The sequence below is a fragment of the Ensifer sp. M14 genome (assembly GCF_003355565.1).
Taxonomy (GTDB): Bacteria; Pseudomonadota; Alphaproteobacteria; order Rhizobiales; family Rhizobiaceae; genus Ensifer.
Genome location: NZ_QJNR01000014.1, coordinates 1 through 23,299, shown reverse-complemented (window position 1 = coordinate 23,299; position 23,299 = coordinate 1). Strand labels below are relative to the sequence as shown.

21 protein-coding genes and 1 pseudogene are annotated in these 23,299 nt (G+C 61.6%); 4 read left to right on the top strand and 18 right to left on the bottom strand.

Features of this window, described 5'->3' with window-relative positions; translation table 11 throughout:
• Window positions 1-52 precede the first annotated feature (52 nt).
• The 18 genes from ugpC to BLJAPNOD_RS28690 form a co-directional block, all read right to left on the bottom strand.
• Window positions 53-1,180, bottom strand: coding sequence for a sn-glycerol-3-phosphate ABC transporter ATP-binding protein UgpC (gene ugpC / locus BLJAPNOD_RS28775; protein WP_115422334.1), 1,128 nt, complete (start codon window positions 1,178-1,180; stop codon window positions 53-55).
• A 47-nt stretch (window positions 1,181-1,227) separates the two neighbouring features.
• Entirely contained in the window at window positions 1,228-2,631 is a 1,404-nt protein-coding gene (locus tag BLJAPNOD_RS28770) for an FAD-binding oxidoreductase (protein WP_115422333.1), read from the bottom strand.
• Window positions 2,632-2,633: 2 nt separating this feature from the next.
• Window positions 2,634-3,497, bottom strand: coding sequence for a PfkB family carbohydrate kinase (locus BLJAPNOD_RS28765; protein ID WP_077500323.1), 864 nt, complete (start codon window positions 3,495-3,497; stop codon window positions 2,634-2,636).
• The gene (locus tag BLJAPNOD_RS28760; RefSeq protein ID WP_077500325.1) at window positions 3,494-4,339 is read right to left on the bottom strand and encodes a sugar phosphate isomerase/epimerase family protein; all 846 of its coding nucleotides are present in this window, start codon (window positions 4,337-4,339) and stop codon (window positions 3,494-3,496) included. The genes BLJAPNOD_RS28765 and BLJAPNOD_RS28760 overlap by 4 nt, the downstream gene beginning before the upstream one ends.
• A gap of 11 nt (window positions 4,340-4,350) precedes the next feature.
• A complete protein-coding gene (locus BLJAPNOD_RS28755) occupies window positions 4,351-5,211 on the bottom strand; it encodes a carbohydrate ABC transporter permease (RefSeq protein WP_115422332.1) in 861 nt (286 codons plus the stop codon).
• A complete protein-coding gene (locus BLJAPNOD_RS28750) occupies window positions 5,208-6,173 on the bottom strand; it encodes a sugar ABC transporter permease (protein ID WP_077500329.1) in 966 nt (321 codons plus the stop codon). The genes BLJAPNOD_RS28755 and BLJAPNOD_RS28750 overlap by 4 nt, the downstream gene beginning before the upstream one ends.
• Window positions 6,174-6,186: 13 nt before the next feature.
• The gene (locus tag BLJAPNOD_RS28745; RefSeq protein ID WP_115422331.1) at window positions 6,187-7,512 is read right to left on the bottom strand and encodes an extracellular solute-binding protein; all 1,326 of its coding nucleotides are present in this window, start codon (window positions 7,510-7,512) and stop codon (window positions 6,187-6,189) included.
• A gap of 84 nt (window positions 7,513-7,596) precedes the next feature.
• Entirely contained in the window at window positions 7,597-8,610 is a 1,014-nt protein-coding gene (locus tag BLJAPNOD_RS28740; RefSeq protein ID WP_077500333.1) for an SIS domain-containing protein, read from the bottom strand.
• Between the two features lie 169 nt (window positions 8,611-8,779).
• Window positions 8,780-9,802, bottom strand: coding sequence for a LacI family DNA-binding transcriptional regulator (locus tag BLJAPNOD_RS28735; RefSeq protein ID WP_077500334.1), 1,023 nt, complete (start codon window positions 9,800-9,802; stop codon window positions 8,780-8,782).
• Window positions 9,803-9,910: 108 nt separating this feature from the next.
• The gene (locus tag BLJAPNOD_RS28730) at window positions 9,911-10,642 is read right to left on the bottom strand and encodes a GntR family transcriptional regulator (RefSeq protein ID WP_077500336.1); all 732 of its coding nucleotides are present in this window, start codon (window positions 10,640-10,642) and stop codon (window positions 9,911-9,913) included.
• Between the two features lie 348 nt (window positions 10,643-10,990).
• Window positions 10,991-11,866: a DMT family transporter gene (locus BLJAPNOD_RS28725; protein ID WP_244611138.1), complete on the bottom strand. Its 876-nt coding sequence runs from the start codon at window positions 11,864-11,866 to the stop codon at window positions 10,991-10,993.
• Between the two features lie 7 nt (window positions 11,867-11,873).
• The gene (locus tag BLJAPNOD_RS28720; RefSeq protein WP_115422330.1) at window positions 11,874-12,845 is read right to left on the bottom strand and encodes an amino acid ABC transporter permease; all 972 of its coding nucleotides are present in this window, start codon (window positions 12,843-12,845) and stop codon (window positions 11,874-11,876) included.
• Window positions 12,846-12,874: 29 nt separating this feature from the next.
• On the bottom strand, window positions 12,875-14,155 hold the full coding sequence (locus tag BLJAPNOD_RS28715) for an FAD-binding oxidoreductase (RefSeq protein ID WP_077500428.1): 1,281 nt from the start codon (window positions 14,153-14,155) through the stop codon (window positions 12,875-12,877).
• A 61-nt stretch (window positions 14,156-14,216) separates the two neighbouring features.
• The gene (locus BLJAPNOD_RS28710; RefSeq protein ID WP_115422329.1) at window positions 14,217-15,044 is read right to left on the bottom strand and encodes a transporter substrate-binding domain-containing protein; all 828 of its coding nucleotides are present in this window, start codon (window positions 15,042-15,044) and stop codon (window positions 14,217-14,219) included.
• A gap of 301 nt (window positions 15,045-15,345) precedes the next feature.
• The gene (locus tag BLJAPNOD_RS28705) at window positions 15,346-16,473 is read right to left on the bottom strand and encodes an FAD-binding oxidoreductase (protein WP_077500430.1); all 1,128 of its coding nucleotides are present in this window, start codon (window positions 16,471-16,473) and stop codon (window positions 15,346-15,348) included.
• A gap of 42 nt (window positions 16,474-16,515) precedes the next feature.
• The gene (locus BLJAPNOD_RS28700; RefSeq protein WP_077500344.1) at window positions 16,516-17,523 is read right to left on the bottom strand and encodes a Gfo/Idh/MocA family oxidoreductase; all 1,008 of its coding nucleotides are present in this window, start codon (window positions 17,521-17,523) and stop codon (window positions 16,516-16,518) included.
• Between the two features lie 21 nt (window positions 17,524-17,544).
• Window positions 17,545-19,053 carry an amino acid ABC transporter permease/ATP-binding protein gene (locus BLJAPNOD_RS36445; RefSeq protein WP_077500346.1) on the bottom strand — a complete coding sequence of 503 codons (1,509 nt, stop codon included), beginning with the start codon at window positions 19,051-19,053 and terminating at the stop codon, window positions 17,545-17,547.
• Window positions 19,054-19,113: 60 nt separating this feature from the next.
• Window positions 19,114-19,950: an ABC transporter substrate-binding protein gene (locus BLJAPNOD_RS28690; protein ID WP_077500348.1), complete on the bottom strand. Its 837-nt coding sequence runs from the start codon at window positions 19,948-19,950 to the stop codon at window positions 19,114-19,116.
• Window positions 19,951-20,178: 228 nt separating this feature from the next.
• Between BLJAPNOD_RS28690 and BLJAPNOD_RS28685 the strand changes: the two genes are divergently transcribed.
• The 4 genes and pseudogenes from BLJAPNOD_RS28685 to BLJAPNOD_RS28670 all read left to right on the top strand — a co-directional run bounded on the left by BLJAPNOD_RS28685 (window position 20,179) and on the right by BLJAPNOD_RS28670 (window position 22,672).
• Complete coding sequence (locus BLJAPNOD_RS28685) at window positions 20,179-21,249, top strand: LacI family DNA-binding transcriptional regulator (RefSeq protein ID WP_115422328.1); 1,071 nt, start codon at window positions 20,179-20,181, stop codon at window positions 21,247-21,249.
• A 126-nt stretch (window positions 21,250-21,375) separates the two neighbouring features.
• Window positions 21,376-21,570, top strand: a pseudogene (locus BLJAPNOD_RS28680) (helix-turn-helix transcriptional regulator); the annotation flags it as partial.
• A 392-nt stretch (window positions 21,571-21,962) separates the two neighbouring features.
• Window positions 21,963-22,274, top strand: a complete 312-nt coding sequence (locus BLJAPNOD_RS28675; RefSeq protein ID WP_077500352.1) for a type II toxin-antitoxin system HigB family toxin — start codon at window positions 21,963-21,965, stop codon at window positions 22,272-22,274.
• Between the two features lie 17 nt (window positions 22,275-22,291).
• Window positions 22,292-22,672, top strand: a complete 381-nt coding sequence (locus BLJAPNOD_RS28670; RefSeq protein WP_077500354.1) for a transcriptional regulator — start codon at window positions 22,292-22,294, stop codon at window positions 22,670-22,672.
• Window positions 22,673-23,299 lie beyond the last annotated feature (627 nt).

The following is a 23,299-nucleotide window of genomic DNA, read 5'->3' as shown; positions in this document are numbered from 1 at the left end:
AGGTCTCAGCGCGTTCATAGCCAGACAACGTGACATCACCGTGGCAAGTGGACTATTGGTCGAACACGTGTGCCTCCGGGATCCGCCCGGCGATGGAGCAACCTTTCGCGTCAAAAATGTGGATGTCAGGCGCCCGAGCCGTGAACCGGATGGCGTCCATTCTTGCGTATGCTCTATCGTCCGCCGCCTTGATCAGGTATTTTTGCGCAGAACCGGCCACATCGACGTAAAGAATCTGAACCTCGCCCAGATGCTCGACAAAATCGACCGTGCCGGTAAGCACCGGACCACTTCCCTTTGACGCCATGATCTGCGTGTTTTCAGGGCGAATGCCGATGCTGATCCTTTCGCCCACTGACAGCGCCCCGCGATCGGCAGACACGTCCAGCGCCGCGCCGCACTCGAGCATGAGGTGCGTGACGCCCTCCGACTTCCCGACGACGGTGCCTTCGAGAATGTTCATCGCGGGCGAGCCGATGAACTGGGCAACGAAAAGGTTTGCCGGTAGCTTGTAGAGTTCTAGGGGCGTTCCAACCTGCTCGATGTTCCCGTCCTTGAATACGACGATGCGGTCGGCCAAGGTCATCGCCTCTACCTGGTCGTGGGTCACATAGATCATAGTCACATCCGGCATGCTTTGCTTCAATTTGGCGATCTCGATCCGTGTCGCCACACGCAACGCCGCGTCGAGGTTGGAAAGCGGTTCGTCGAAGAGGAAGACCCGTGGATTGCGGACGATGGCGCGGCCGATGGCGACACGTTGTCGCTGTCCGCCCGAAAGTGCTTTCGGCAGCCTCTGCAGATACTTGCTCAGTTGCAGGATTTCTGCCGCCTTTTGAACCCGCTCGTCGATCTCTGCCTTCGACACGCCGGCAATGCGCAATCCGAAAGCCATGTTTTCATAGACGGTCATATGCGGATAGAGAGCATAGGACTGGAACACCATGGAAATGCCACGCTTGGAAGGCGCCACCGTGTTCATCCGCTCCCCGTCGATGACGAGGTCGCCGGATGTTATCGTCTCGAGACCCGCGATCGTACGCAGCAGTGTCGACTTTCCGCAACCCGAGGGCCCGACGAAGACAATGAATTCTCCCGACTTTATATCGAGGTCGATCCCGTGCAGCACTTCAAAATCGGCATAAGACTTACGTATGTTTCTCAGCGTCAGGTAAGCCATCGTTCCCGTTCCATTTTCTTGATTTCACCCGCGAGGACACCGCAGCGTCAGGGCGCGAGCCCGGCCAGGAACCGCGTTATCCGATCCGGCTTCCGGTTTTGGATTTCGAGGTCATTCTTCCGGCGAATGGCCCGACGGACGACCCTGGCCCCCGCGTAACGCAGGGGCTCTGGCGGCAACCGCGTCCGTCTGTCGATGCCAACCAGTCCGCACCGGCTCCACACATCGTCGCGGCCGAGGACAAGGCTTGCCATGATCTTCCCGGCGACCGGCGCTTGCGCGATGCCCGTGCCGTTGAAACCCATGGCATAGAAGATGTTCGGGTGGTCCCTGAGACGATCAAAAACCGGCATGTGCTGCGCCGTGCAGTCGATGGGTCCGGTCCAATCGTAGAGAACCGGCACCCCTTTGAGCTGCGGATAGACCCGATGCATTTCGCGGATATTGTCTGCCCCCGCATCCGCGCTGCGGTTAAATCGATGGTCGATGCGGTCACCAAAGGAAATGCCGCCCGTGCCACGCCCGAAGATGACTTCGCCGCCTGGCGTTCGCTGATAGTAGAGTACGTGATGCTGCGCATCGCAGATCGAGGCGCCGTCAGTCCAGCCGATTTCGTCCAGAACATCAGGTACAGGTGCGGTGGCGATGACCTGGCTGCTGACCACATAGAGATAGGGGTGCAGTTCCGGAATTGCCGACAGCCAGGCGTTTGCGGCAAGGATCACCTTGCCGGCAGACAGAACGCCTTTTGCTGTGCGCAATTGCGGTCTGTCGCCCGGCACGATTTCGAGAACCGGACTGTGCTCGCGAATGACGACGCCTTTGGAAAGGGCGAACCGGCGCAGGCCGAGGGCGAGCTTTGCGGGCTGGACGGTCCCTGCCCTCTCCTCCACGATGCCGACATAGGAGGCGGCGGAGCCCGTGCGGAGCAGGATCTCTGTGCGCTGGAGCGGCCGGAAGCGCTCTTCGCCAATCGTGCGGCACACGTTGCAAGCTTGCCCCCAGGCGCCTTCCTGCGCGGTCGAGCTTGCCGTCCACAGCCAGCCGTCGAGCCGCAGATCCATGTCGATGGTGCCTGCGGCCTGCAAGCTGCTCAGTTCCTCAATGGCATCGGTGGTCGCCCGGCACAGCATGAGCGCTTCATCTTCACCCACAAGCGCCCGCAGCGTGTCAATTTCCGCAAACCAGCTGTGAACCTGACCGCCATTGCGGCCCGAAGCACCCGACCCGCAGAAGTCAGCCTCGAGAACGGTCACGCGCGTCTGCGGGGCTTCCTCCTTTATGCGGAGAGCCGTCCAGAGACCGGCATATCCGCCGCCGACGATCGCCACGTCGCAGTCCTCGCTGCCGTGCAACGGAGCGGCGACGGCATCCGCATCGATGCTCTGCAGCCAGTAGGAGCGGTCCCCCTTTGCTGCAGCTACAGGCGGCCTCATCTTGATGATGTTCATGCTCAAGCCCTTTGTGTCGTGCGGATAACGCTGTCGTACTTGTCCAGCAACCATTGGGGAATTGCCTGGATCGGCTGGGGAAATCCACCGAGATGCGTGCAAGTTTCCGCTGCCCTCGCGGCAGAACGGTCAAGAGCCGCCTCCCCGGAAAGCATCTCGAAGAAGCGTGACACAAGGAAAGTCGCGATGAAACTGTCCCCCGCGCCGCAGGTATCGACCACGGCCACCGGCACCGAGCCGGCCTGAAACAGCGTGCCGCCATCGTCATGGAAGGAACCGCGCCTGCCGCAGGTGATCACAACCTGGCGCGCGCCCGCCGCCTTGAACCGCGCGATCAGCGGCTCGACCGGCTCGCTAGGGTCTTCAGGGCCGGAAGCGAACACCAGCGGCACGCCTTCGAGCGGGAGGTCGAAATGCCGCGTGGAGACATCAATGCTGAACGTCACGCCATCGGCAACGAGGCGGCGGACCAGCCGCTCGCTGGAATTGGTACCGAGATGCACCCAGTCGGCCTGCAGCAGCGCCGCGTAGCATTCCGCATTCGGCAGATAATCCTCGCCGACGCCGAGGGATTCTAAGAGAAAGCGCCGCTCGCCGGCGTCGTCGGTCAGGAGCGTCACGGCCGAAGCGCCCGGGCGTATTTCGACATCGGCCCGGGTAAGGCCCGCATCCTCAATGGCGCCAAGCATGATCTCCGCTTCCTCGTCCGGCCCGAGCGCGCCGAAATAACGGGCATTCAAACCCTGCCGGCGCCACTGCACGGCGACATTGAGGGCATTGCCGCCCACGGTGACGAAGCCCTTGCTCAGATAGGCGTCGAGGCAATTGTCGCCGACGGCGATCAGGGTAGGATTGGCGTTCTTCATGCTTGTTCCGCTTGATTGAAATGAGGGGCGACCGCGTCGAGGCACCGCCGCCAGGTGGATACGGGATCGAGCGCATAGCTTCCGTTGCCGAAGGGCTCGAACGTCAGCGTGCCGGTAAAACCATGCGCGCCGAGTTCGGCGAGATAGTCGCCGAGCGGCAGGTTGCCGTCACCCCAGGCGAGATGCCCCGCCGGCGTCCCGTCGACGACATGCACATGGGCGATGCGCTTTGCGAACCGCTCGAAATAGCCCGCGACGCTGTCGCCCGCCGTCGCCATGGCGACAAGATCGAGAACCACGTCGATATGCTCGTCGTCGAGCGCACGCCACAGGGCGTAAAGCTCGTTCGCATTTGTGACGATATTGCTTTCGACGCGTTGTAGCGGCTCCAGCAGGCAGGACACGCCAAGGTTTCTGGCATGCGCCGCAATCCGGTTGATGGATGCGACCGAATGCGCAAAGGCGATGTCCCGGCTTTCGCACTCGAAGCCACGGCCCGGCGTTAGGAAGAGGTAAGTCGCGCCGAGCTCGGCGCAGATGTCGGCGGCGTGCAGGAAACGCCCGACGCTCGCCTCGCGATAGGACCTATGGCCCGAGGCGATGTTGACCGGATAGAGAACCTGCTCGGGGGTGAAGCAACGGACCGTGAGCCCGTTGTCGCTGAGGATCGCCTTCACCTCCGCCAGTTGCGCGCGGCTGTCGTGGAAGAGGTCGAGATGGGGGGCGATCCCCCACAGTTCCATCCGGTCGAACCCCATGGCGCGCAGGTGCTCGGCAGTCCAGCGGAACGGATGGTGCTGAAAGGAGAAGTTCGCACCGATGAGCTGTTTGCGGTTCAACATAATGCCCTGCCCTATTTTCCGATGCCCTCGGCAAGCCCGCGGATGAAGAAGCGCTGGGCCGCGAAGAAGGTAATGACGATGGGAAGCGCCGAGAGCGTCATCGCCGCGAAGACGACGGCGTAGTTCGTTCCGTGCTTCGCCATGATGGAGGTGAGGCCGACGGGCAACGTCTGGAGGTCCGCGCCGCTGGTGAAGATCATGGCGAAGAGATATTCGTTCCAGGCGAAGAGCACATGCAGGATCACGCAAGAGACCAGGATCGGCTTGCAGAGCGGCAGCGTCACCCGCCAGAAGATCTGGCCTTCGCTCGCCCCGTCCATGATGGCCGCCTCGTCCAGGTCGCGCGGCAGTCCGAGCATGTAGGCGCGGATGAGGAAGGTCGTGAAGGGAATGCGGAAGGCGGTATAAAGGATGATCAGCGCCCAGTAGGTGTTATAGAGGCCGAGCTCCTGCATCATGCGCACGAGCGGGATGACCGCGACCGTCGGGCTCAGCATGAGCCCACCGAGCACGATGCCGACGAAGAACGGCTTTCCCGGCAGTTTCGAGCGGGTGAGGCCATAGGCGGTCCAGGCGCTGACCAGCACCGTGCAGACGGCCGAGCCCAGGGTGACGATGATGCTCGTAGCGATATAGTTGCGGATGCCCTGGTTCCAGGCCGAGATGTAGTTCGCGATGCTGAAGCCGCCCGGTAGCGCGAACGGATTACCGAAGATCTCGGCATTGGTTTTGAAGCCGTTCAGTGCCATCCAGAACAGCGGATAGAGCACGATGACGCCGAGGCTGACGAGGAAGGTGACGAGGCAGACCTTCGCCAATACGGCGACGAAATCGGTGCGCCCGGTTTCCCGGAGTTGGCAGGACGTGCTCACAGATCGACCCTCCGTCGCTTGGTGTACCAGAGCTGCGCGAAGCCGGTGATGAGCGTGATGACGAAGATGACCGATGCGATGGCCGCGCCGTAGCCGAAGTCGTTTTCGATGAAGCCCTGTTGGTAGAGCCATGTGCCCAGCACCTGGCTACTGTTGTTCGGCCCGCCGCCGGTCATCACCATGACCTCGTTGAAGACCTGGAATGCGCCGGTGATCGTGACGATCACCATGAGGCCGGTCATTTCGCGGGTCAGCGGAAAGGTGATGTTCCACAGGCGCCTCCAGGTTCCCGCGCCGTCCATGATCGCCGCGTCGTAGAGTTCGCGCGGGATCTTCTGGATCGCGATGGCGAACAGCAGCGTGGAATATCCAAAACCCTGCCACTGGCTCATGGCGATGATGGCGTAGATCGCGGTTCCCTCCTCGCCGAGCCAGGCGCGCGACCAATCCGCCAGCCCGATCTGCGTCAGCGCTGAATCCAGAAGGCCGATATCGGGTTGGTAGATGAAATAGAACAGGAGGCCGGTGACGGTGATCGAGATGGCCGAGGGTATGAAATAGACGGCGCGCCAGAACCGGCGCCATCTCTCTTCGCTCAGCCCCTCGATGAGCGCGGCGAGCACGAACGCGCCGAAAACCTGAAAAATGACGGAGATGACCGCATAGAGCGTGTTGTTGACGATCGCCGTCAATACGACCGGATCGTCCTGCAGGCGCCGGTAATTGTCGAGCCCGACGAAGTCAGTCTGCCCCGTGAAGATGTCCTGGTTCCGCGTGCTGACGAGAAAGTTGTCGATGATCGGGTAATAGACGAACCAGAGGATCAGGACGAAGGCGATAAGGACCCAGCGGAAGGACGGGATCCCGGCGAACGGACCGAGCCGGTCTTTTTCAGGCCGGCCCGGCCCGGCGAAGCCGATTTTGACGGCTTCACCTTTGTAGTCTTGCTTCATGACAGTCATCGTCGGCCTGTTCCTACTTGGACGAAGCCGCCGCTTCCTTGACCCGTCCCATGACCTCTTCAGGTGTCATGGTGCCGCCGATCAGCGCCTGGAGGCCCGAAAGCCAGGCTGCCGCCACGCGCGGCGGATTGGCCGTGTCGAGCCAGGGCATGAGATAGGAGGAATCGGCGATCACCTTCAGGCCGTCGACGACCGCGGGGTTCATGGCATCGGCGGAATAGCCGCCGACCGTCGCGCTCGGCTGGCCGTAGGGCGGCGCCGAAAGCACCTTGCCGTTGTCGGCCGAGGTGACGAACCGCATGAAGTCGATCGCCAGCGGAATGTTCTTCGAGGCGGCGCTGATCATGTATCCCTCGGGCGCGCCCTCGATGGACTTGACGTCGCCCTTGGCGTCGGCGGGCGCCGGCAGCTTGAAGAAGCCGAAGTCCTCGCGCTTCAGCGCGCCGTCGGCCGTCGCTTGGTCGAACTCGATGATCTCCTGGTAGTACATGGCGGACTGGCCGTTGCTGAACTGCTGCAGGGCCGTGGCATAGGAGGAGCCGTTGGTGCCCGATCCGTCGGAGCATTCGTCGATCAGCTTCTTGAACTGCGTCAGGCTGGCTACGTAGCCGGGATCGGCAAATTCCGCTGTGGCCGGGACGAAGTCCTTTTCGAGGGTCGCCTGCGGCACGTTGTATGCGAGCAGTTGCCCCGCGTAGTGCACGCCCGGCCAGCCCTCCTTGTTGCCAAAGGAAACCGGCGTGACGCCGGACTTGCGCAGCGCAGCGCAGGCACCCAGGAGCTCGTCGAAGGTCTTGGGCTCGGAAACGCCCGCCTTTTCGAACAGGCTCTTGTTGTAGCCCATGAACTTGGCGTCGAGATAAAGCGGAATGCCGTAAAGCTTGCCGTTGTACTGGAAGGCGGAGACGGCGGCGTTGGCGAGCGTCTTGCCCCATTCGGTTTCCGGGCCGATGACCGGCGTCAGGTCGACGGCGCGGTTGCCGCGCACGAAATTCTCGCCCCAGCTTCCCGTCCAGGTGAAATAGACGTCGGGCAGCGAATTGGACGCCACCAGCGCCTTCGTCTTGCCCTTCACGCTGTCGTCGCTCTCCTGGATGAGTTCCACTTTCACGCCGGGATGCAGCTTTTCGTATTCCTGGGCGGCATTGACGAAGAAGGGGGAAAGCTGCTGCAGGCCGAATTTCGTAAGCACGCTGACCGTGCCGGAATATTCGACCGCGGCATTGGGATCGGCAACGACCGGATCGGCCGCGCCTGCGCCGCTGACGCCGCCGATGACGAATGCGGCCGCGACAAGCGACCCGAGGCTTGTCGTGCTCAAGAACGTGTTGGTCTTCATTTCGCAGTTCCTCTCTCTTCTTTCGTTACCTGGGGCATGCAAGACGGCATCCCGGTCCGGCGCGTTCGCCGGACCGGGGGAACCTCAATATTCGACGCGCTTGTAGTAGCGGCGCGTCGTCAGCGGATGATCGCGCAGGACTTCCAGGTGGGCGCTTAAGCGCTCCAGCATGGTCGCGAGGAGGACCGGGGAGATCACACTGCGGGTCTTGGCGGAAACGCCCGGCAGGCTGGCGGACGCCGCATCGAGGACACGCACCTTGTCGGTGTAGCGCCGGGCGAAATTCTCGACACGCTCGGTGAGCGGCCGGCAAGCATCCTCGCCCTTGAAGATGAACAGGCTGACACCCGGCTCCAGCAGTTCGAGCGTGCCGTGGAAGAAGTCCGACGCATGGACCGGGCGGGTGCGGATCCACTGCATCTCTTCGAGTATGCACATGCCGTAATAGTGGGCTTCCGGCCACGCGGCGCCCGCGCCCGTGAAGATGTGGTAGGTCTCGTCCTTGATGTCCCTGGCGAGAGCCGCGGCATCCGCCTCATAGCCTTCCTTCACCGAAACCAGCAGTTCCGGCAGCAGCTTGAGTTCTGTCACCGTCGCATCGAAATCGGGATATTCGCCGCGCTCGGCCAAAAGCGCGAGGACGATGATCAGGGTCTGCAGATAGAAGGATTCCGAGGAGGTATCGTCCTCGGCGAAATTGGTGAAGTTGTGGTCTGCGTCACGGCCGAGCGGCGTGTCCTTGTGGCCGGTGAGCGACAGCGTCCTGACGCCACGCTCCTTGAGGAAGGACAGGAGCTGCACGCTTTCCTTGGTTGTGCCGGACAGCGAGGGCAGGACGACCAGCGCCTTCTCGTTCAGGCCGGCCGGGGGCTCCAGCACGACCTGCGCCGAATAGGCCGCCGAAACCGGGAATACCGTCAAAGCGCGCGCAAGCTCGATGGCCGGCTGGGTGAGGAACTGCACGCCGCCGGTCCCCATGAAGAAAATGCGTTCCAGACCGTCGTCGAGCATACCGCGCATCAGGGCGCGCATGTCGTCGGCGATTGCGACTGCACCGCTTTGTATCTTCACAAAGCGATCTCTATCAAAGTTGAGCATTTGTACCTTCCCGTTTTGCGCTGCGCGAAATCGCCTTCGAAGCGAGGTGGCGTGCCCGCGCGAATAAACTTTGAGACGATGTGAGATCGATCTCACATATATTTAACGCACAAGACTTTCGCGCTGGCAAGTGGGCGTCTCGAATTTTTTGAGGCGGGGGTTGCGGCGCTCAGACGCCGCTGCGGCGGCTGACCGAGCCGCGAACTATCAGCTTGGTTTCAAAGCGGATTTTCTGCGGCGCCTCGTCCTTGCCGGCGAGCCTTTCGAACAGCACGCGGGCGGCCGCGCGGCCGATTTCGGAGACGGGCTGCGAGACGACGGTAATCTGCGGATCGGTGAAAGTTGCCAGATTGAAGTCGTCGAAACCGATGAGGGAGACGTCGTGCGGGATGGAAACGCCCATGGAACGGAAGGCCAGGAGCGCCCCCTGGGTCATCAGGCTGTCGACGGTGAAAAGCGCCGTCGGCGGGGACTTCTGGCTGAAGAGCCGTATGGTCGCATCGACCGCGTGCTCCACGGTGGATTGCGAAACGGCTACCATGCGGTCGTCGGCCGCGATCCCGGCGGCGGCGAGCGCCGACCTATAGCCGCTCCTGCGCTCGCGTGAGGTGAAGATACGCATGTCGTCCTGCAACAGGCCGATGCGGGTATGGCCCATGCCGATCAAGTATTCGACGGCCTTGCGGGCGCCGCCCTCGTTGTCGACGACGACGCTGTCGCAATCGACGCCCTCGGCGACACGGTCGATCAGTACCAGCGGCACGTTTTCGTCGATCAGACCCTGCAGGTGGGCGTTATTGCCCTGCGAGGTCGGCGCGACGATGAAGCCGCGGATGCTGAGCGACCGGAGGCTCGCCAGAAGGGAAATTTCCTGCGCCAACTCCTCCTCGCTGCTGCCGATGACGAGATTGTGCCCGCACTCGCGGGCGAGGACCTCGATATCGTGCGCGATGCGGGCGAAGAACGGGTTCTGGATATCGCCGAGGATGCAGCCGACGATCGGCAATTGCCCGCTGCGCAGCGCCTGCGCGAGGCGGTTACCGCGATAGCCGAGCTTTTCCGCGGCAGCCTGGACCTTCTGGGCGGTTTCGTCGCCGACATATCCGTAACTGTTGAGAGCCCGGGCGGCCGTTGCGCGCGACACATTGGCCAGCGCCGCCACATCTTTCAATGTCGCCGGTTTCCGAACCATGTCACCTCCAATCGTACAAGCAGGACGCTTCGCGATCCCCTTGTAGCTTCGGGCAGCCGGTTCGCCTAGTCATGCGGGTGACGGACGGTTCCTGCCCCCACAGCGACATCATTTACGAACGAGGCTGAAGGAGAAATGGCTGCCGCGATGGTAGTCGATGGCGTAGTTCACCGGCGCGCCGGCGGAGTTGAAACAGGTTTCGGTGATGAGAAGTGCCGGGCCGAAGTCCTTCAGACCATGCCGCTCGACCACGTCGTCCGGAAGCATGACGGCGGAAACGCTGGCCGCCGACATGCGCGGGCGGTTGCCGTATTCCTCCATGAGCTGCATCAGCGAACCACTCCAGTCGATCTCGTAGAGGCGCCCTTCGATGAGGCTGCGCGGCATGTAGTCGATGCAGTAGAGGATCGGCTCTTCCTCGTGCAGGCGGATGCGCTCGATACGGATCACGCGGTCCGCCGGTTCAAGCCTTAGGCTCTCGGCCACGCACGCGTCCGGCGCCTCCTCGGAGATCGAAAGCACCTTGTTGACCGTCCGGTAGCCGTAGTGCCGCGCCATGTCTGTGACGCTCTCGAAGACGGTGATCGGTCGATCGACCTGCACGGCCGAGAGCGCCGAGACGAACCGGCCGCGGCCGTGCTCGACATTGATCACGTCGTCCTGTTCGAGCAGTTTCAGCGCCTCGCGCAGCGCCGGCCGGGAAATCTTGAACCGCTGCGTCAGCTGTGCTTCGGTCGGCAACCTGTCGCCCGGCTTCAGCCCTTTATCTTTGATAAGATCGGCGATCCGGTCCCGGAGCTGGACAGCGAGGGTGCGTGAATCGCGAAGGGGTTCCTCCACCGGCGTGCCTCGTCATTCATTGTCGTTGCAACTTCCTTGTCTGACAAATCCGGGATGGTCAAGTGTATGGCGCATGCAGCAACCGTGCACGAGATGTTGCACTTCCAGCCGCTGGATCCCCAAGGGTCGCCTTGACAGGCGACATCCACAATGTCCGTTGTCTTACAACTTTTTGATCCATGGCAATGAAGACATGTCCATGCTGAAGTTCGACGAACAGTGATTCCTGCGCATGCAGCCGGGCGTCTCGGCTCGCAGAACCGGATCGAAACGGTGATCTCCTCCTGCCTTTCGGCGGGCGCAGAAAACATCTTCTTGCCCGGCACAGCCGCACGAAACCTACTGCCCTCAAGGCCATTTCAGGACAAGCCAGCCGGACAGGATGATGATTGCCGCGCCCAGCAGCGTGTACAGCTCTAACGGCGTGGCGAAGAGGAACATGCCGTAGAAGCAGCCCCAGATGATCTGACTGTACTGGAACGGCGCAACGACCGAAGCCTCGCCAACACGGAAAGCGCGCACCAGCAACGCATGTCCGCCCAGCATCAAGGCACCGCCTGCGACTGAGAAGCCAAGATCGGAAAGGCCAAGCGGAGCTGGCTCGCCCGAAACAGCCGCAACAGCGAAGGCGACAGGCGTCATGACGACGAGCAGGCTGGCAACCAGCGCTTCATCCGTTTCTGCCACCTTCGCCCGGCGCAGCAGGATTAACGACAGCGCAAAAAGCACGGCGGACCCAAAGGCGGCGAGATGGCCGAGATTGAGCGGCGCGACGCCCGGTTTCAGCGCCACGACGACGCCGGCAAAGCCAATCAGCACACCGGCCCAGCCGATGCGCGACAGCCGCTCCCCGAGGAAGACGAAGCTCAGCATCGCCACCAGGATCGGCGTCAGGAAGGCGATAAGATAGGCTTCCGCAAGCGGCAACTTGGCGAAGGCATAGTGGATCAGCAGCGTATCAAGCGCCAGCAGCAGCGCTCGCCAGAAAGCGAGCGACGGCTGGCGCGGGATGAGGCGGCGAAGACGGCCAGTCGCGAGTGCATGGGCCAGGAGCAGAAGGAGAGCTGCAATGGTGACGAAAAAGGTCACCTGCGGCGCCGGCATCGTTCTGGCCATGATCTTGACGATCGCATCGGTTGCGGAGAACACAAAGAAGGCGGCGAGCACGAGCAGCGCGCCCCGACCGTTCGACGGCACGACCGGAGTGCCGTCGCTGTCTGCCACGGATGCCTCAGCGGACATTGAAGCGGCCAAACCTTTCCTCGATGCAGGACTGGGCATATTCCAGGCAAATCGAAAGGGTCCAGTAGATCATGGAGGCGGTGATCAGCATTTCGATATGTCGGAATTCCGTCTGGCCCTGGGTGCGGGCGAGATACATGATTTCCCAGACGCCGACGACAGAAACCAGCGAGGAATCCTTCAGCATTGCGATGAACTGGTTGCCGGTCGGCGGGATGATGACGCGCATGGCCTGCGGCAAGATGACCAGCATCATCGTCTGCGCCGGGCTGAGACCGAGCGCGGTCGCGCCCTCCGTCTGCCCGCGATTGATGCTCTGGATGCCGGCGCGAAAAATTTCAGTCATGTAGGCGCCGTAGCAGAGCGAGAGCGCGAGAATGCCGGCCGGTACGGCGCCGATCACGTAACCCACCTGCGGTAGGCCGAGATAGATGATGTAGATTTGCATGAGCAGCGGCAGTCCGCGGAAAAGCGACGTATAGAACGTTGCAAGCCCGTAGATCACGCCATTGTTGGAGAGTTTCGCGATGGCGCCGGCCAGCGCGATGATGGTGGCGATGACGATCGAAATCGCCGAAATGAAGAGCGTCGTCGTCACGCCCTGCGTGATGAGGAAGCCGATCTTCTTGGCGATGAAGGCGAAGGAAAGATCGAAGGAGTAGAAGAACAGCATCAGGAGCGCGAACAGCTCGATCCAGACGGCGACGATCTGCTGGCGGCGTGACAGCTGGCGCAGCGCCTTCCAGTTAGCGGCGACGATGAGCGCGATCAGCACCGACGAGACGACGCGGCTGATCGCAGGGTTCTCCTTCAGCCAGTCTGTCGAGGACGGCAGAACATGGCCGATCCAGGCGGAACTGACCCCGAGGGCGTAAAGGATCGCCACGACGATCGCAAGGATTAGCAGGCCGCCGGCCCGGCGCGACGCTTCGGGATAGGTGAGTATCAGTCGACCAATCATATTCCGCCCCTTTTTGTTGTAGAAGCTGCTTAAGCCGCACGCTCGCGCCACCAGTCCTGCGCCTGGAGTTTCCAGTAGGTGAGCTGTGCCACCGCAAGCCCGGCAAGGCCCCCGGCCCAGACGAGACCGAAGGGCTCGTAAAGCTTGTAACGTTCGCTTGTCCCCAATATGCCCTCGGCAACGACCTTGCCGCCGATCGCCGTGGTGTTGAGGCCGTGACCGCCAAAGGCGGTGCAGTACCAGATGCCTGGGCTCATACGTCCGATCTGAGGCATCAGGTGACGGGCATAGGACATGAGACCTGACCAGGCGAGCTCCGTCTTGAGTCCGGCGAGTTGCGGATAGGTATCGACCATTTCGGCCCGCAGTTCCTTCACGAGCCCAGCAGTCGAGGCAGCGTGCGTGGTGATACGCCCGCCCCAGAGGATCCGGCGGCCGCCGTCGACGAGGCGGTAGTAGTCACCGGCCCGGCGGTTGTCACCGATGGCGTTCTTCGTGGCGATCGCCGTGGCGATCAGCTCCGGCGCCTCCTCGCTGACCATCACATAGGTGGCAATCGGCAGATAGGAACGCTTCAACTTGCCATTCAGCGAACCGGTATAACCACCCGTCGTGAAGACGACGTCACGCGCCTTCACCTCGCCCCGTGCGGTTTTCACACGTTTTTCGGAACCGGAAGAATCCACCGAAGTCGCCAGCGACTGCTCGCAGATGCGCCCACCAAGCCGCTCGATCTCCGCCGCGATGGCACGCAGATAGTTAAGCGGGTGCATATGGAAGGCAGTCGGATTGCGCAATGCCTGGAAGTAACGCTCGGATTTCAGCACAGCACGCACGGCGTCGCGGTCCATATATTCGAGCTCGTAGCCGTACTCGTGGCTTACCTCCTCGGCATAGGCTTTGAGGCTCGCGCCATCGTCGTAACGCAGAACGCTGATAATGCCCGGTTCTGGCTTCGCATTATCGATGCCGAGCGTCTTGATGTTCTCGCGGATGAATTCCATGCCTTCAACGGAGAGGAGGTGCAGCTTGCGCGCCGCATCCTCGCCGGTGACGCGGGCAATGTCGTCGCCGCCGGTCGCATAACCGGGGCTGACGAACCCGCCATTGCGGCCGGACGCTCCGAAGCCGACGCTCTCGGCCTCCAGCACCGTGACGCGCTTACCGGCGCGAGCAAGCTGCAGCGCCGTCGAAAGGCCGGCAAGGCCTCCGCCGACGATGACCGCGTCACATTCGACCGTACCCGAAAGGGCTGGTCGCGCCGTCCGGTCCGCCATCGTTCGTTTATAGTAGGTGTCTGGATAAGTCATCGGCATGCGCCCCCCTTCGAACGAAAGGATGCGGGCGAAAGGACGCCCGCACCGGTGTTTATCAGTCGGCGCTGTAGTCCTTGCCATACCACTTGGTGGTGAGCTGGCCGAGCGTACCGTCGTTCTTCATCTCTTCAACGATACCACCGACCTTGGCCGTCCACTCCGGATCGACCTTCTCGGCGATAACGACGAGCGGCTCACGGAAGGCATATTCGCCTTCGAGAACCCTGACCGGATAGCCATTCTTGATGGCATTCATCGCGGTCTGCTCGGGTGCGATCACCGCATCGAGGCGAACGCCAGCGCCGAGGCGCAGGTCGTCGAAGGGCAACATGGAATCGGCGAAGGTGCGGACCTCACCCGGCTCGAGCTTGTATTCGATCGGCGGCAGGCCTGGGGCGTCGATTTCCAGCTTGCGGTTGATGAAGTCTTCCGAGGTCGTCGCCGTTTCGACGCCGACCACCTTGCCGTTGAGGTCGGTGACGGTCTTGGCGTCGCTGTCCTTGTGCACGACGTACACATATGGGCTGTAGTAGTAGATGCCGACGAAATCGATCACTTGCGCGCGGGCCTTAGTGGGTGTGACCGAACCGACACCAAGGTCGTAACGGCCCTGCCAGCGCCCGCCCGTGAGCGTCGCCCAGTCCGGCGTCTCGAAGCTCACCTCGACGCCGAGTCGCTTGGCGATCTCGCGCGACACGTCGATGTCGAAGCCGACCATCTCGTTGCTGTCGTCGAGATAGCTCTGGGGCGGCCAACCGCTGTTGGTGGCGACGACCATCGCCTTCTTTTCCATGACGCGATCCAACGTCTCGCCAGCATGGGCCGATAAGGCGGCAGCGACAAAGGCAACACCTACGGTCAGTCGCATGAAGAGCTTTTTCATGTGGTCCTCCTTGTGATCCGTCAGTTTGGATCCCCGTTTATGTAAGATGCCTGACAACCAAAGTGTCTCAAGACCCGCTGCCGCGAGTCAAGTGGCCCCTGTTTCCGATTCATGAAAGAACGACATCAATACATGTCTCATAGATATGAACTGGCCGATCGAAAGATCGTCCACTCCATATCAAACCATTTACTTCGATCGAGTGTAATCTGGCGGGACACGCATACCGGATAATCGTCGCGCCTCATGGCGACAAAACGCGCACCCTGGCACGGGGTCTGATTTGTATAGCGGCTTCGTATTATGACTTGAACCGATCCGGGCGGAAGGGAGCGAGCATGGGGTGCTCAGCGCCGGTCGCGACCTCGTAAGCAAGCAGTTCGCCAACGATGAGGCCCAGCGTCGCGCCACTATGACTGAAGGCGATGTAATAGCCAGGGATGGCCTTGAGGGCTCCCAGCACTGGTTCGCCGTCGCCGGGGATCGGCTTGCCGCCGACGCCGATGGAAGCGGCCTCAAGCTGTGGATTGCCCTCCATCACCTTGGATGCCTCCGCCAAAAGGGCCTCAACCACCGCCTCGTCGATCTCGTAACCACCATCGTCACGAACCTTCACGCCCTCGTCGGCCGCCCAGTCGGCGTCCACCGAGAAGGTGCCGCCCGGCGCCGGACGCACGGCGACGCGTGGCGTGTTGAGGACGGCGCGCAGGGGATGGGCGAGTGGTTTGGTCTGCACCAGCAGGGCAGTCGGGGTTCCGTCGCCAATAGTCTGCCCCGCTTCAGATGCCATCTTCGGCACAGCCGGACCGGTGGCAAGGACCACAGCATCCGTCAGGAAGCGGCCGCCCGTCGATGTTTCCGCGCCGACTGCCCGACCGCCCTCGATCACGACCCGTGCCGCGCCCTGATCGGTTACAAGCGCGCCGCCGAACAAGGCAAACTCCTTAAGCAGCAGGTCGATCAGGACCGGCAGGTCGACCCAGCCCTCGCCCGGGTTGAAGATCGCGCCCTGTGGCGTGATCGCACTCGCATCAAGGCCTGGCGTCACTGATGCGACATCAGTTGCCGCCAGATGCCGGGCGTCATAACCGAGCGAAACCTCGTGGCGGTAGGCAGCATCGACCTCGTTTCGTTCGTCGTCTGCATCCCAGGTGAGGCCGCCGTCGAAACGAAGCCAGTCAGCATCAGGATGCCGCGCGGAAAGGGTGCGGTAGCGGTCGATGCCGGCCATGCGTAGACGATGATAGGGCTCCGAGCGCATCCGCGCCGAATTCAGCCAGGAGAGCGAGCGGCCAGACGCGCCATTGGCCGGCGGGCCGTCGTTGATTATCGTGACGCGAATGCCGCGCCGGGCCAGCTGCAGGCCGGTAGAAACGCCGAAAATGCCGGCGCCGATGATCACCGCCGAGGTGATGGTGTTGTCGTTCATGGTCATGTCTTTCAATCTGTTGGTCATGAAGATCCGAGAAAATCAGGGCGCCTCCCAGCGCCCGCTCTCCGTCGAGCGAATGAGGGCGTCGATCGCCTTCATGTTGGCGATGGCATCGTCCAGGCTCGAGGAAAGCGGTTCACCGGAAAGAATGGCCGCAGCGAAGGCGTCAGCCTGTTGGCGGTACTGGTCGATCGGTTCGATGGCGATCTCGTCGCGCCCGCCGCCAACAAGGTCGCGGCCGTCATCGACCATGATCACGGTCGCCGCATCCGTCGGTGCGTTGAACGGGATCGGAATCTCGATCCGGCCGCGGGTGCCGAGGATCGTCACCTTCTGGGTTAGCGAGAGTTGCGTCGCGCAGGTGAAGGCAAGCTGCCGTCCGCCGGGGAACGCTAGGAGTCCGCTCGTCAGCCGGTCCGTGCCGAAGACCGGATCGCGGTCCATCAGGGCGATCGCCCGGAGCGGCTCGGCACCGAATAGGAAACGGGCCGTATTGATGGCATAGCACCCGACGTCGAACAGGCCGCCGCCACCGATATCGACCTGGTTGCGCACGTTCTCCGGATCCTCGAGATGGTAGGAGAAGATCGTTTGGATCGCCCTCACCTCGCCAAGCCGTCCCTCTGCGACAAGCGCTAGGGCCTTCTTCCATTGCGGATGATGACGCACCATTAAAGCTTCGGCGACCGGTAGGCCGGCCGACTTTTGCGCTGCCGCCAGCGTCACGGCTTCTGCGGCATCGAGCGCAATCGGCTTTTCGCAGAGTACCGGCTTGCCGTTTTCCAGCGCCTTGATCGTCAGCGGCACATGCAAATGATTGGGTAGCGGATTGTAGATCGCATCGATCTCGGGATCGGCCAACAGCGCTTCGTAGCTGCCATAAGCCTTGGGAATTCCGAACGCCGCCGCCGTTTCTTCCGCTTTCCTCAGGTCGCGCGAGGCGATGGCCGCAACCCTCCCCAGCCGGCTCGACTGGATGGCCGGGATTACCGCCTTGACGGCGATCCCCGCGCAACCCAGCACACCCCATCGTATCGTGTGTGTCATGGTCTTCTCCTTGAGCCGGGCTCAGAGCACTTCCGCAAGGAAACGCTGAAGGCGCTGACTTTGCGGATTGTCGAAAATCGCTTCGGGCGTTCCAGCCTCCACGACACGTCCTTCGTCCATGAAGACGACCTGATCGGCGACACGGCGGGCAAAGCCCATTTCATGCGTGACGACGACCATTGTCATGCCACGGCTGCCGAGATCGGCCATGAGGTTGAGTACGCCCTTGACCAGTTCGGGATCGAGCGCGCTCGTGACCTCGTCGAACAGGATGACCTCGGGCTCCATCGCCAGCGCGCGGGCAATGGCGACACGCTGCTGCTGGCCGCCCGAGAGTCCGCCCGGCCGGTGATGCTGACGGCTGGCAAGGCCGACATCGGCGAGCCGCGCCTTGGCAATGCGCTCGGCCTCGGCATTCGGCAGCCCCTTGATCTTCGTCAGCGACAGCATGACGTTTTCGAGCGCAGTGTGGTCCGGGAAGAGGTTGAAGTGCTGGAAGACCATGCCCACCCGACGGCGCAGCCGCTCCGGCTTCATGGCGAGGATACTTTCACCGTCGATCAGGATATCGCCGCTCTTCGGCTCGACCAACCGGTTGAGGCCGCGCAGAAGCGTTGACTTGCCGGAACCGGACGGGCCGATGATGCAGGTGACGCTGCCGGGTTTTACCGAAAGATCGACACCCTTCAGCACGTCCAACTCGCCATAGGCCATACCGAGTTGGCGGACGTCCAGGCTACCGCCCTTGAAGCTCGCCCCGGAGGTACGGCTAGCAGCATCGAGCTCGCTGACTTCTTCCAGCCCGCTGGTGATGATTGCCGGCCGCTGCTTGCCGAGTCTTAGGCGATTGTCGATCGCGTTAACAACGTGGGTGAGCGGCACGGTGACGACCAAGTAGAAGACGCCCGCAAGCAGCAGCGGCGAAAGATTGCCGGTCACGACGGCCTGATCCTGGCCAACGCGAAAGATCTCGCGCTCGGAGGCCAGCAGGCCGAGGAAGTAGACGAGGCTGGAATCCTTCACGTTGCCGATGAACTGGTTGACAAGCGCCGGCAGCACGCGGCGCACGCCCTGTGGCACGACGATGAGCCGCATGCCCTGCCCATAGCTCATCGAGAGCGCCCGGCAGGCTTCCATCTGGCCGCGCTCGACGCTCTGGATGCCCGAGCGAAAGATTTCACCGATATAGGCGCCGGCAATCAGGCTGAGCGCCAGAATGCCGAGCGGATAAGGCGAAGGGCCGAACAGTTCGCGGCCAATGCGCGCAAATCCCTGGCCGATCAGCAGGATGGTGACGATGGCCGGCAGGCCGCGGAAGACGTCCGTATAGATGCGGGCCGGTATGCGCAGCCAGGCCGAGCGCGAAATGCCCATGATGGCGAGCACCATTCCGATCACGACGCCGAGCACTGTGGAGGCCGCCGCAAGGATCAGGGTATTCTTCAGCCCGACCGTGATCATGGTCGGCAGGACTTCGGCCATCGCGTTCCAGTCGAGGAAGCTACGGCGCAGGTTTTCAAGCCAGTTCATCAGGGGATCCCTTGAAAGAAAGGCCGGTCCGACCGGGAAAGGCCGGACCGGAAGGCGGCATCACTGCTTGGGAAGGTATTGATCCGGCATCGGCGTGCCCGGGAACCATTTTTCGTGCAGCGTCTTCCAAGTGCCGTCCTGCATGGCTGCCTGGAGCCCCTTGTTAAGCGACTCGCGCAGTGCGTCATTGCCCTTGCGGATCACAAAGCCGGCTGGCGCGTCGAAACTCGGAATGTTGACCGCAACCTTCAGCTCCGGATATCGCGCCGCGTAGTCCTTGGCCGCTTCGTAGTCGAGGAAATGGGCATCGACCGTGCCGTTGTTGAGCGCGGAGACGGCGGAATTGTTGTCCGGGAACTTCACGAGGTCGGCAGCGGTGAAATTTTTCTCGGCGTAGATTTCCTGCAGCGTGCCCTGGACGACGCCAAGGCGTTTGCCCTTGAGGCCAGCCGCATCGGTGATGCCGGCATCCGACGTCAGCACGGTGAGGAAACCAGCGAGATAGCCATCCGAGAAATCGACGGTCTGCTTGCGCTTATCCGTCGTACCTATGGCGGCCGCCGCGACATCGAAGCGGCTGTTGGCAACCGAAGGCATCAGGGCGGAGAATTCCTGGCCAGTGAAGATCACCTGCTCCTTCTTGAAGCCCATGCGCTCGGCAACGTTGAGGAAAAGCTCGATGTCGAAGCCGGTGAAGTTGCCGTCGGCGGTAGTGAAGGCATAGGGCTTGGCATCGCCCATCGTGCCGACGCTGATCACGGCCGGATCGATCAGACCGAGGGAATTATCCTGCGCTACGGCCGGCGCCGTTACGCCTGCCATGACGCCGAGGGCGATTGCAGCGGCGGTCGCCCGCATGCAGGCAAGGGGGGAAGTGATGGCTTCTGATAGTTTCATCGATTTCGTCTCCTCTGGTGGTGTTCTCTGCGATGTCTTTAAGCCGCACGGGTCCCACCCGGACGACGGTACGACCCGCTCGTCCGGCCCGATGCCATCGCATGCCGGGATTTCGCTATTCTCACTATGAGACCGGTCTCAAATAAAAAGAGACCGGTCTCTTTGACTTTTCTCAATTGTTATCTTCGCATTTGCCAGTCGTCAATATCTCTTGTATGGCTAACTTCCATGGACCAAAGCCCGCCCCGATCCTCCTCCGTCACGGTCGCAGACGTCGCCCGCAAGGCGGGCGTCTCGAAGGCGACCGCCGCGCGCGTGTTGGGTGGCTATGGAACCGTAAGCGACCATGTGCGCGATGCCGTGACCGCCGCCGCCCGAGCCCTCGACTACCAGCCGAACGAACTGGCCCGCAGTATGACGACGGGGCGCTCTGGCACGATCGGCGTGGTGGTGGGCGATATCGAGAATCCGTTCTTCAGCCTTGCGATGCGCGGTATCAGCGATGTGGCACGGCAGGCCGGCTTCACCGTCATCCTGATCAATTCTGGCGAAGACGCTGATACGGAAAGATCCGCAATTCGAACCCTGCTTGCAAAGCGGGTGGACGGCCTCATCGTCTCACCAGCCAAGGAAAGCGATGCCGATCATTTGCGGGAAGCCGCACGCTCCGGCCGGCCGCTCGTGCTGCTCGACCGCGGCAGCGAGACGCTCGACATCGACACCGTGATCGCCGACGACCGGCACGCCGCGGAAAACATCACACGCCGGTTCATCGCGCTCGGCCACCGGCGTATTGCTTATCTCACTGCCTGCGACACCCCCGACCACCGCTTCCGCGCGCCGACCGACATCAATACCGGCTCTGTGCGCCGGCGGATCGAGGGTTTCCTCGATGTCTGCCAGAAGGCTGGCCTCGAGCGAATGGAAGACTGGGTGCACGTGGGCGCCGTGACACCGGAACACACCCGCTGTATCGCCACCGTCATACTCAAATCCTCGCGGCGTCCGACAGCGCTAATCGCATCTGACAGCGTGATCGGCCTCGAAGTCTTCAAGGTCTGTCGCGAACTTGGCCTTACTATTCCAACCGACCTGTCGCTGGTGTCGTTTCACGACGCGGACTGGACGTCCGTCACGACACCGCCCGTCACAGTCGTGCGCCAGCCGGTCTACGGCCTTGGCGAAGCGGCGGCCAAGCTATTGGTCGAGCGACTTAACGGAAACAGCGCGGAGGCAACGCGCGTGGTCCTGAAGACGGAAGTCGTCGAGCGCGCCTCCGTGGCCGCCGCGCCGGCATAGACATTCGGCGCCATCAGAACTGGACGGTAGCGCGCTATCGGTGGCCCTGGAATATTCCGTGCAGTCGCCCACCGGAAGCTCAGCAAGCGCCTTCTGGAACTTCACAAGAAACGCAGACGACAGCTCGAACCCCTCCGCCTGGAGGCAAGCATCGACCGTTCTTATGTCGGGCGTATTGAGCGCGGCATGGAAAACGTAACCGTGTCTACCTTGGAGGCTCTGAAGAACGTCCTTTCAGTAAGCGTCGCAGAACTATTTGCTGAGGTCGGCAGGAATTCGTCACGCCCGCAGCCGCGGCGGTCGGGCCGCGGCGAAGGATAAGTCTTACAGAGGATAAAAATTCGAGCGTCGACGACTGCCATGGATTTCTCCGGGGCTAAACGCCCGTATCGAAGGTTCACCAGAAATAGCGCCCGTGACAGACGGTTAAGTCAATTTAAAGTTGCCGAAGAAGGGGTATGATGCAACACCTTCTTCGGTCCCGCTTCCGCGTGCGCCCGATCGAGTTCGGATCGTGTATGACGATGACGACGTCGGCCATTTCCGACATGGTCGGCCTACCACAGGTCGGTGTATCAGTGCGCGACGGACAAATGACGGATCGGCTCGAGTCCATCAAGGGGTTGTAGTTGAGAATGCCCTGACAAGTAAGTTTCCAAATTGGGAACGCCGCACTTGTTTCCAAGTTGGGAACGCGCTAAATAGGAGATAGAGTGAACGTTATCGCTAAATCCGCGCTGGTCAATTTTTGGAAAAGCTTGCCGAAAGGAGCTCCTAGAGAGACCGCAGAAGCCGCGATGACGGAGTGGTATGCCACCGCATCGAAGGCGAGCTGGAGCAATTTCAGCGAGTTGAAGAAGACATTTAACTCGGCTGACATGGTGGCGGGTAACAAGGTTGTTTTCGACGTCGGTGGCAACAAGTATCGCATCGTGGGGTTGGTCGCTTTTCGGTCAAAGCGAATTTTCGTTCTGTTTGTCGGGACACACGCCCAGTACGATGCGATTGACGTCAAAGAACTCTGACGTGAAAGGAAGTCGACATGCTGGATTTGAAAGCTTTTCGGACGCTTCAGAGTGAAGCCGAGTATGACGCCGCATTGAAGGAAGTTCGGCCGTATTTCGAGAACGAGCCCGATGAAGGCTCTGAGGAAGCTGCGCACTTTGATGCGCTTGTTCTTCTGATCGAACAATACGAAGGCAAGCACTATCCGATCCCGACGGCGAGCCCGGTTGAGGTGGTGAAATCGGTGATGGCTGCGAATAATTACACGCGCGCCGATCTCGTGGCGGTTATTGGCTCGAAAGCACGGGCGGCCGATCTTCTGAACGGCAAGCGGGAAATCAATCTGGATCAGATTCGAAAGCTCAGCAAAGAATGGAACATTCCGGCTGGCTCACTTATCGGCGACGTCGCTGCTTAAGGCTTACACCAACTTCAGTAGCTGAACCGTGCCCGCGCCCTGCGCTCTTTGCGCACGACCTACATGTCCAAACCCAGTCCCTTTTTCAGTCCGCGGGTGAGTTTGTACACCCGACTGAGTTCTGCCCGGTTGGCCCGCTCCGTTACGCGGGCGACGTCCTTGTTGTGCTCGCTCATCGGCTCATCTCGAGATCCCAGCCTGCCGAGCGCGTTTTTGATTTCCCGCGGATCTGAATGACCGAACCGCTGCTCCAGGGAATGAACGATCGTCTTTGCCCCCTCAAGGGCTTCTAGCCAATCTCGTCGGCGCTACGGGCGTAGGACGTGTGTTTCGGCGTGGCATTTGACCCCACCATCGGTGCCGAAGGCTGACCCCCGCCACGCCGAAGAAACGGCAAATTGATCAGCGTGTTAACCTGTACCAACCGGGGTCAGTCTTCCGCGCCGAAAGGGGACAAACTTCAATGCTTAATCACACACGAGATTGGCAAAGTTGAACCACCGGGAAGAAAGCGAGCAATTCTTCGCCTTGAGAGGAATCGAACCGCCGACTGTTCGATTTGCAACTACTCACCGCCAAGTTTTCAGACCACTCCTACTCGCCATGTGTTCAAGCGCCACGGGATAG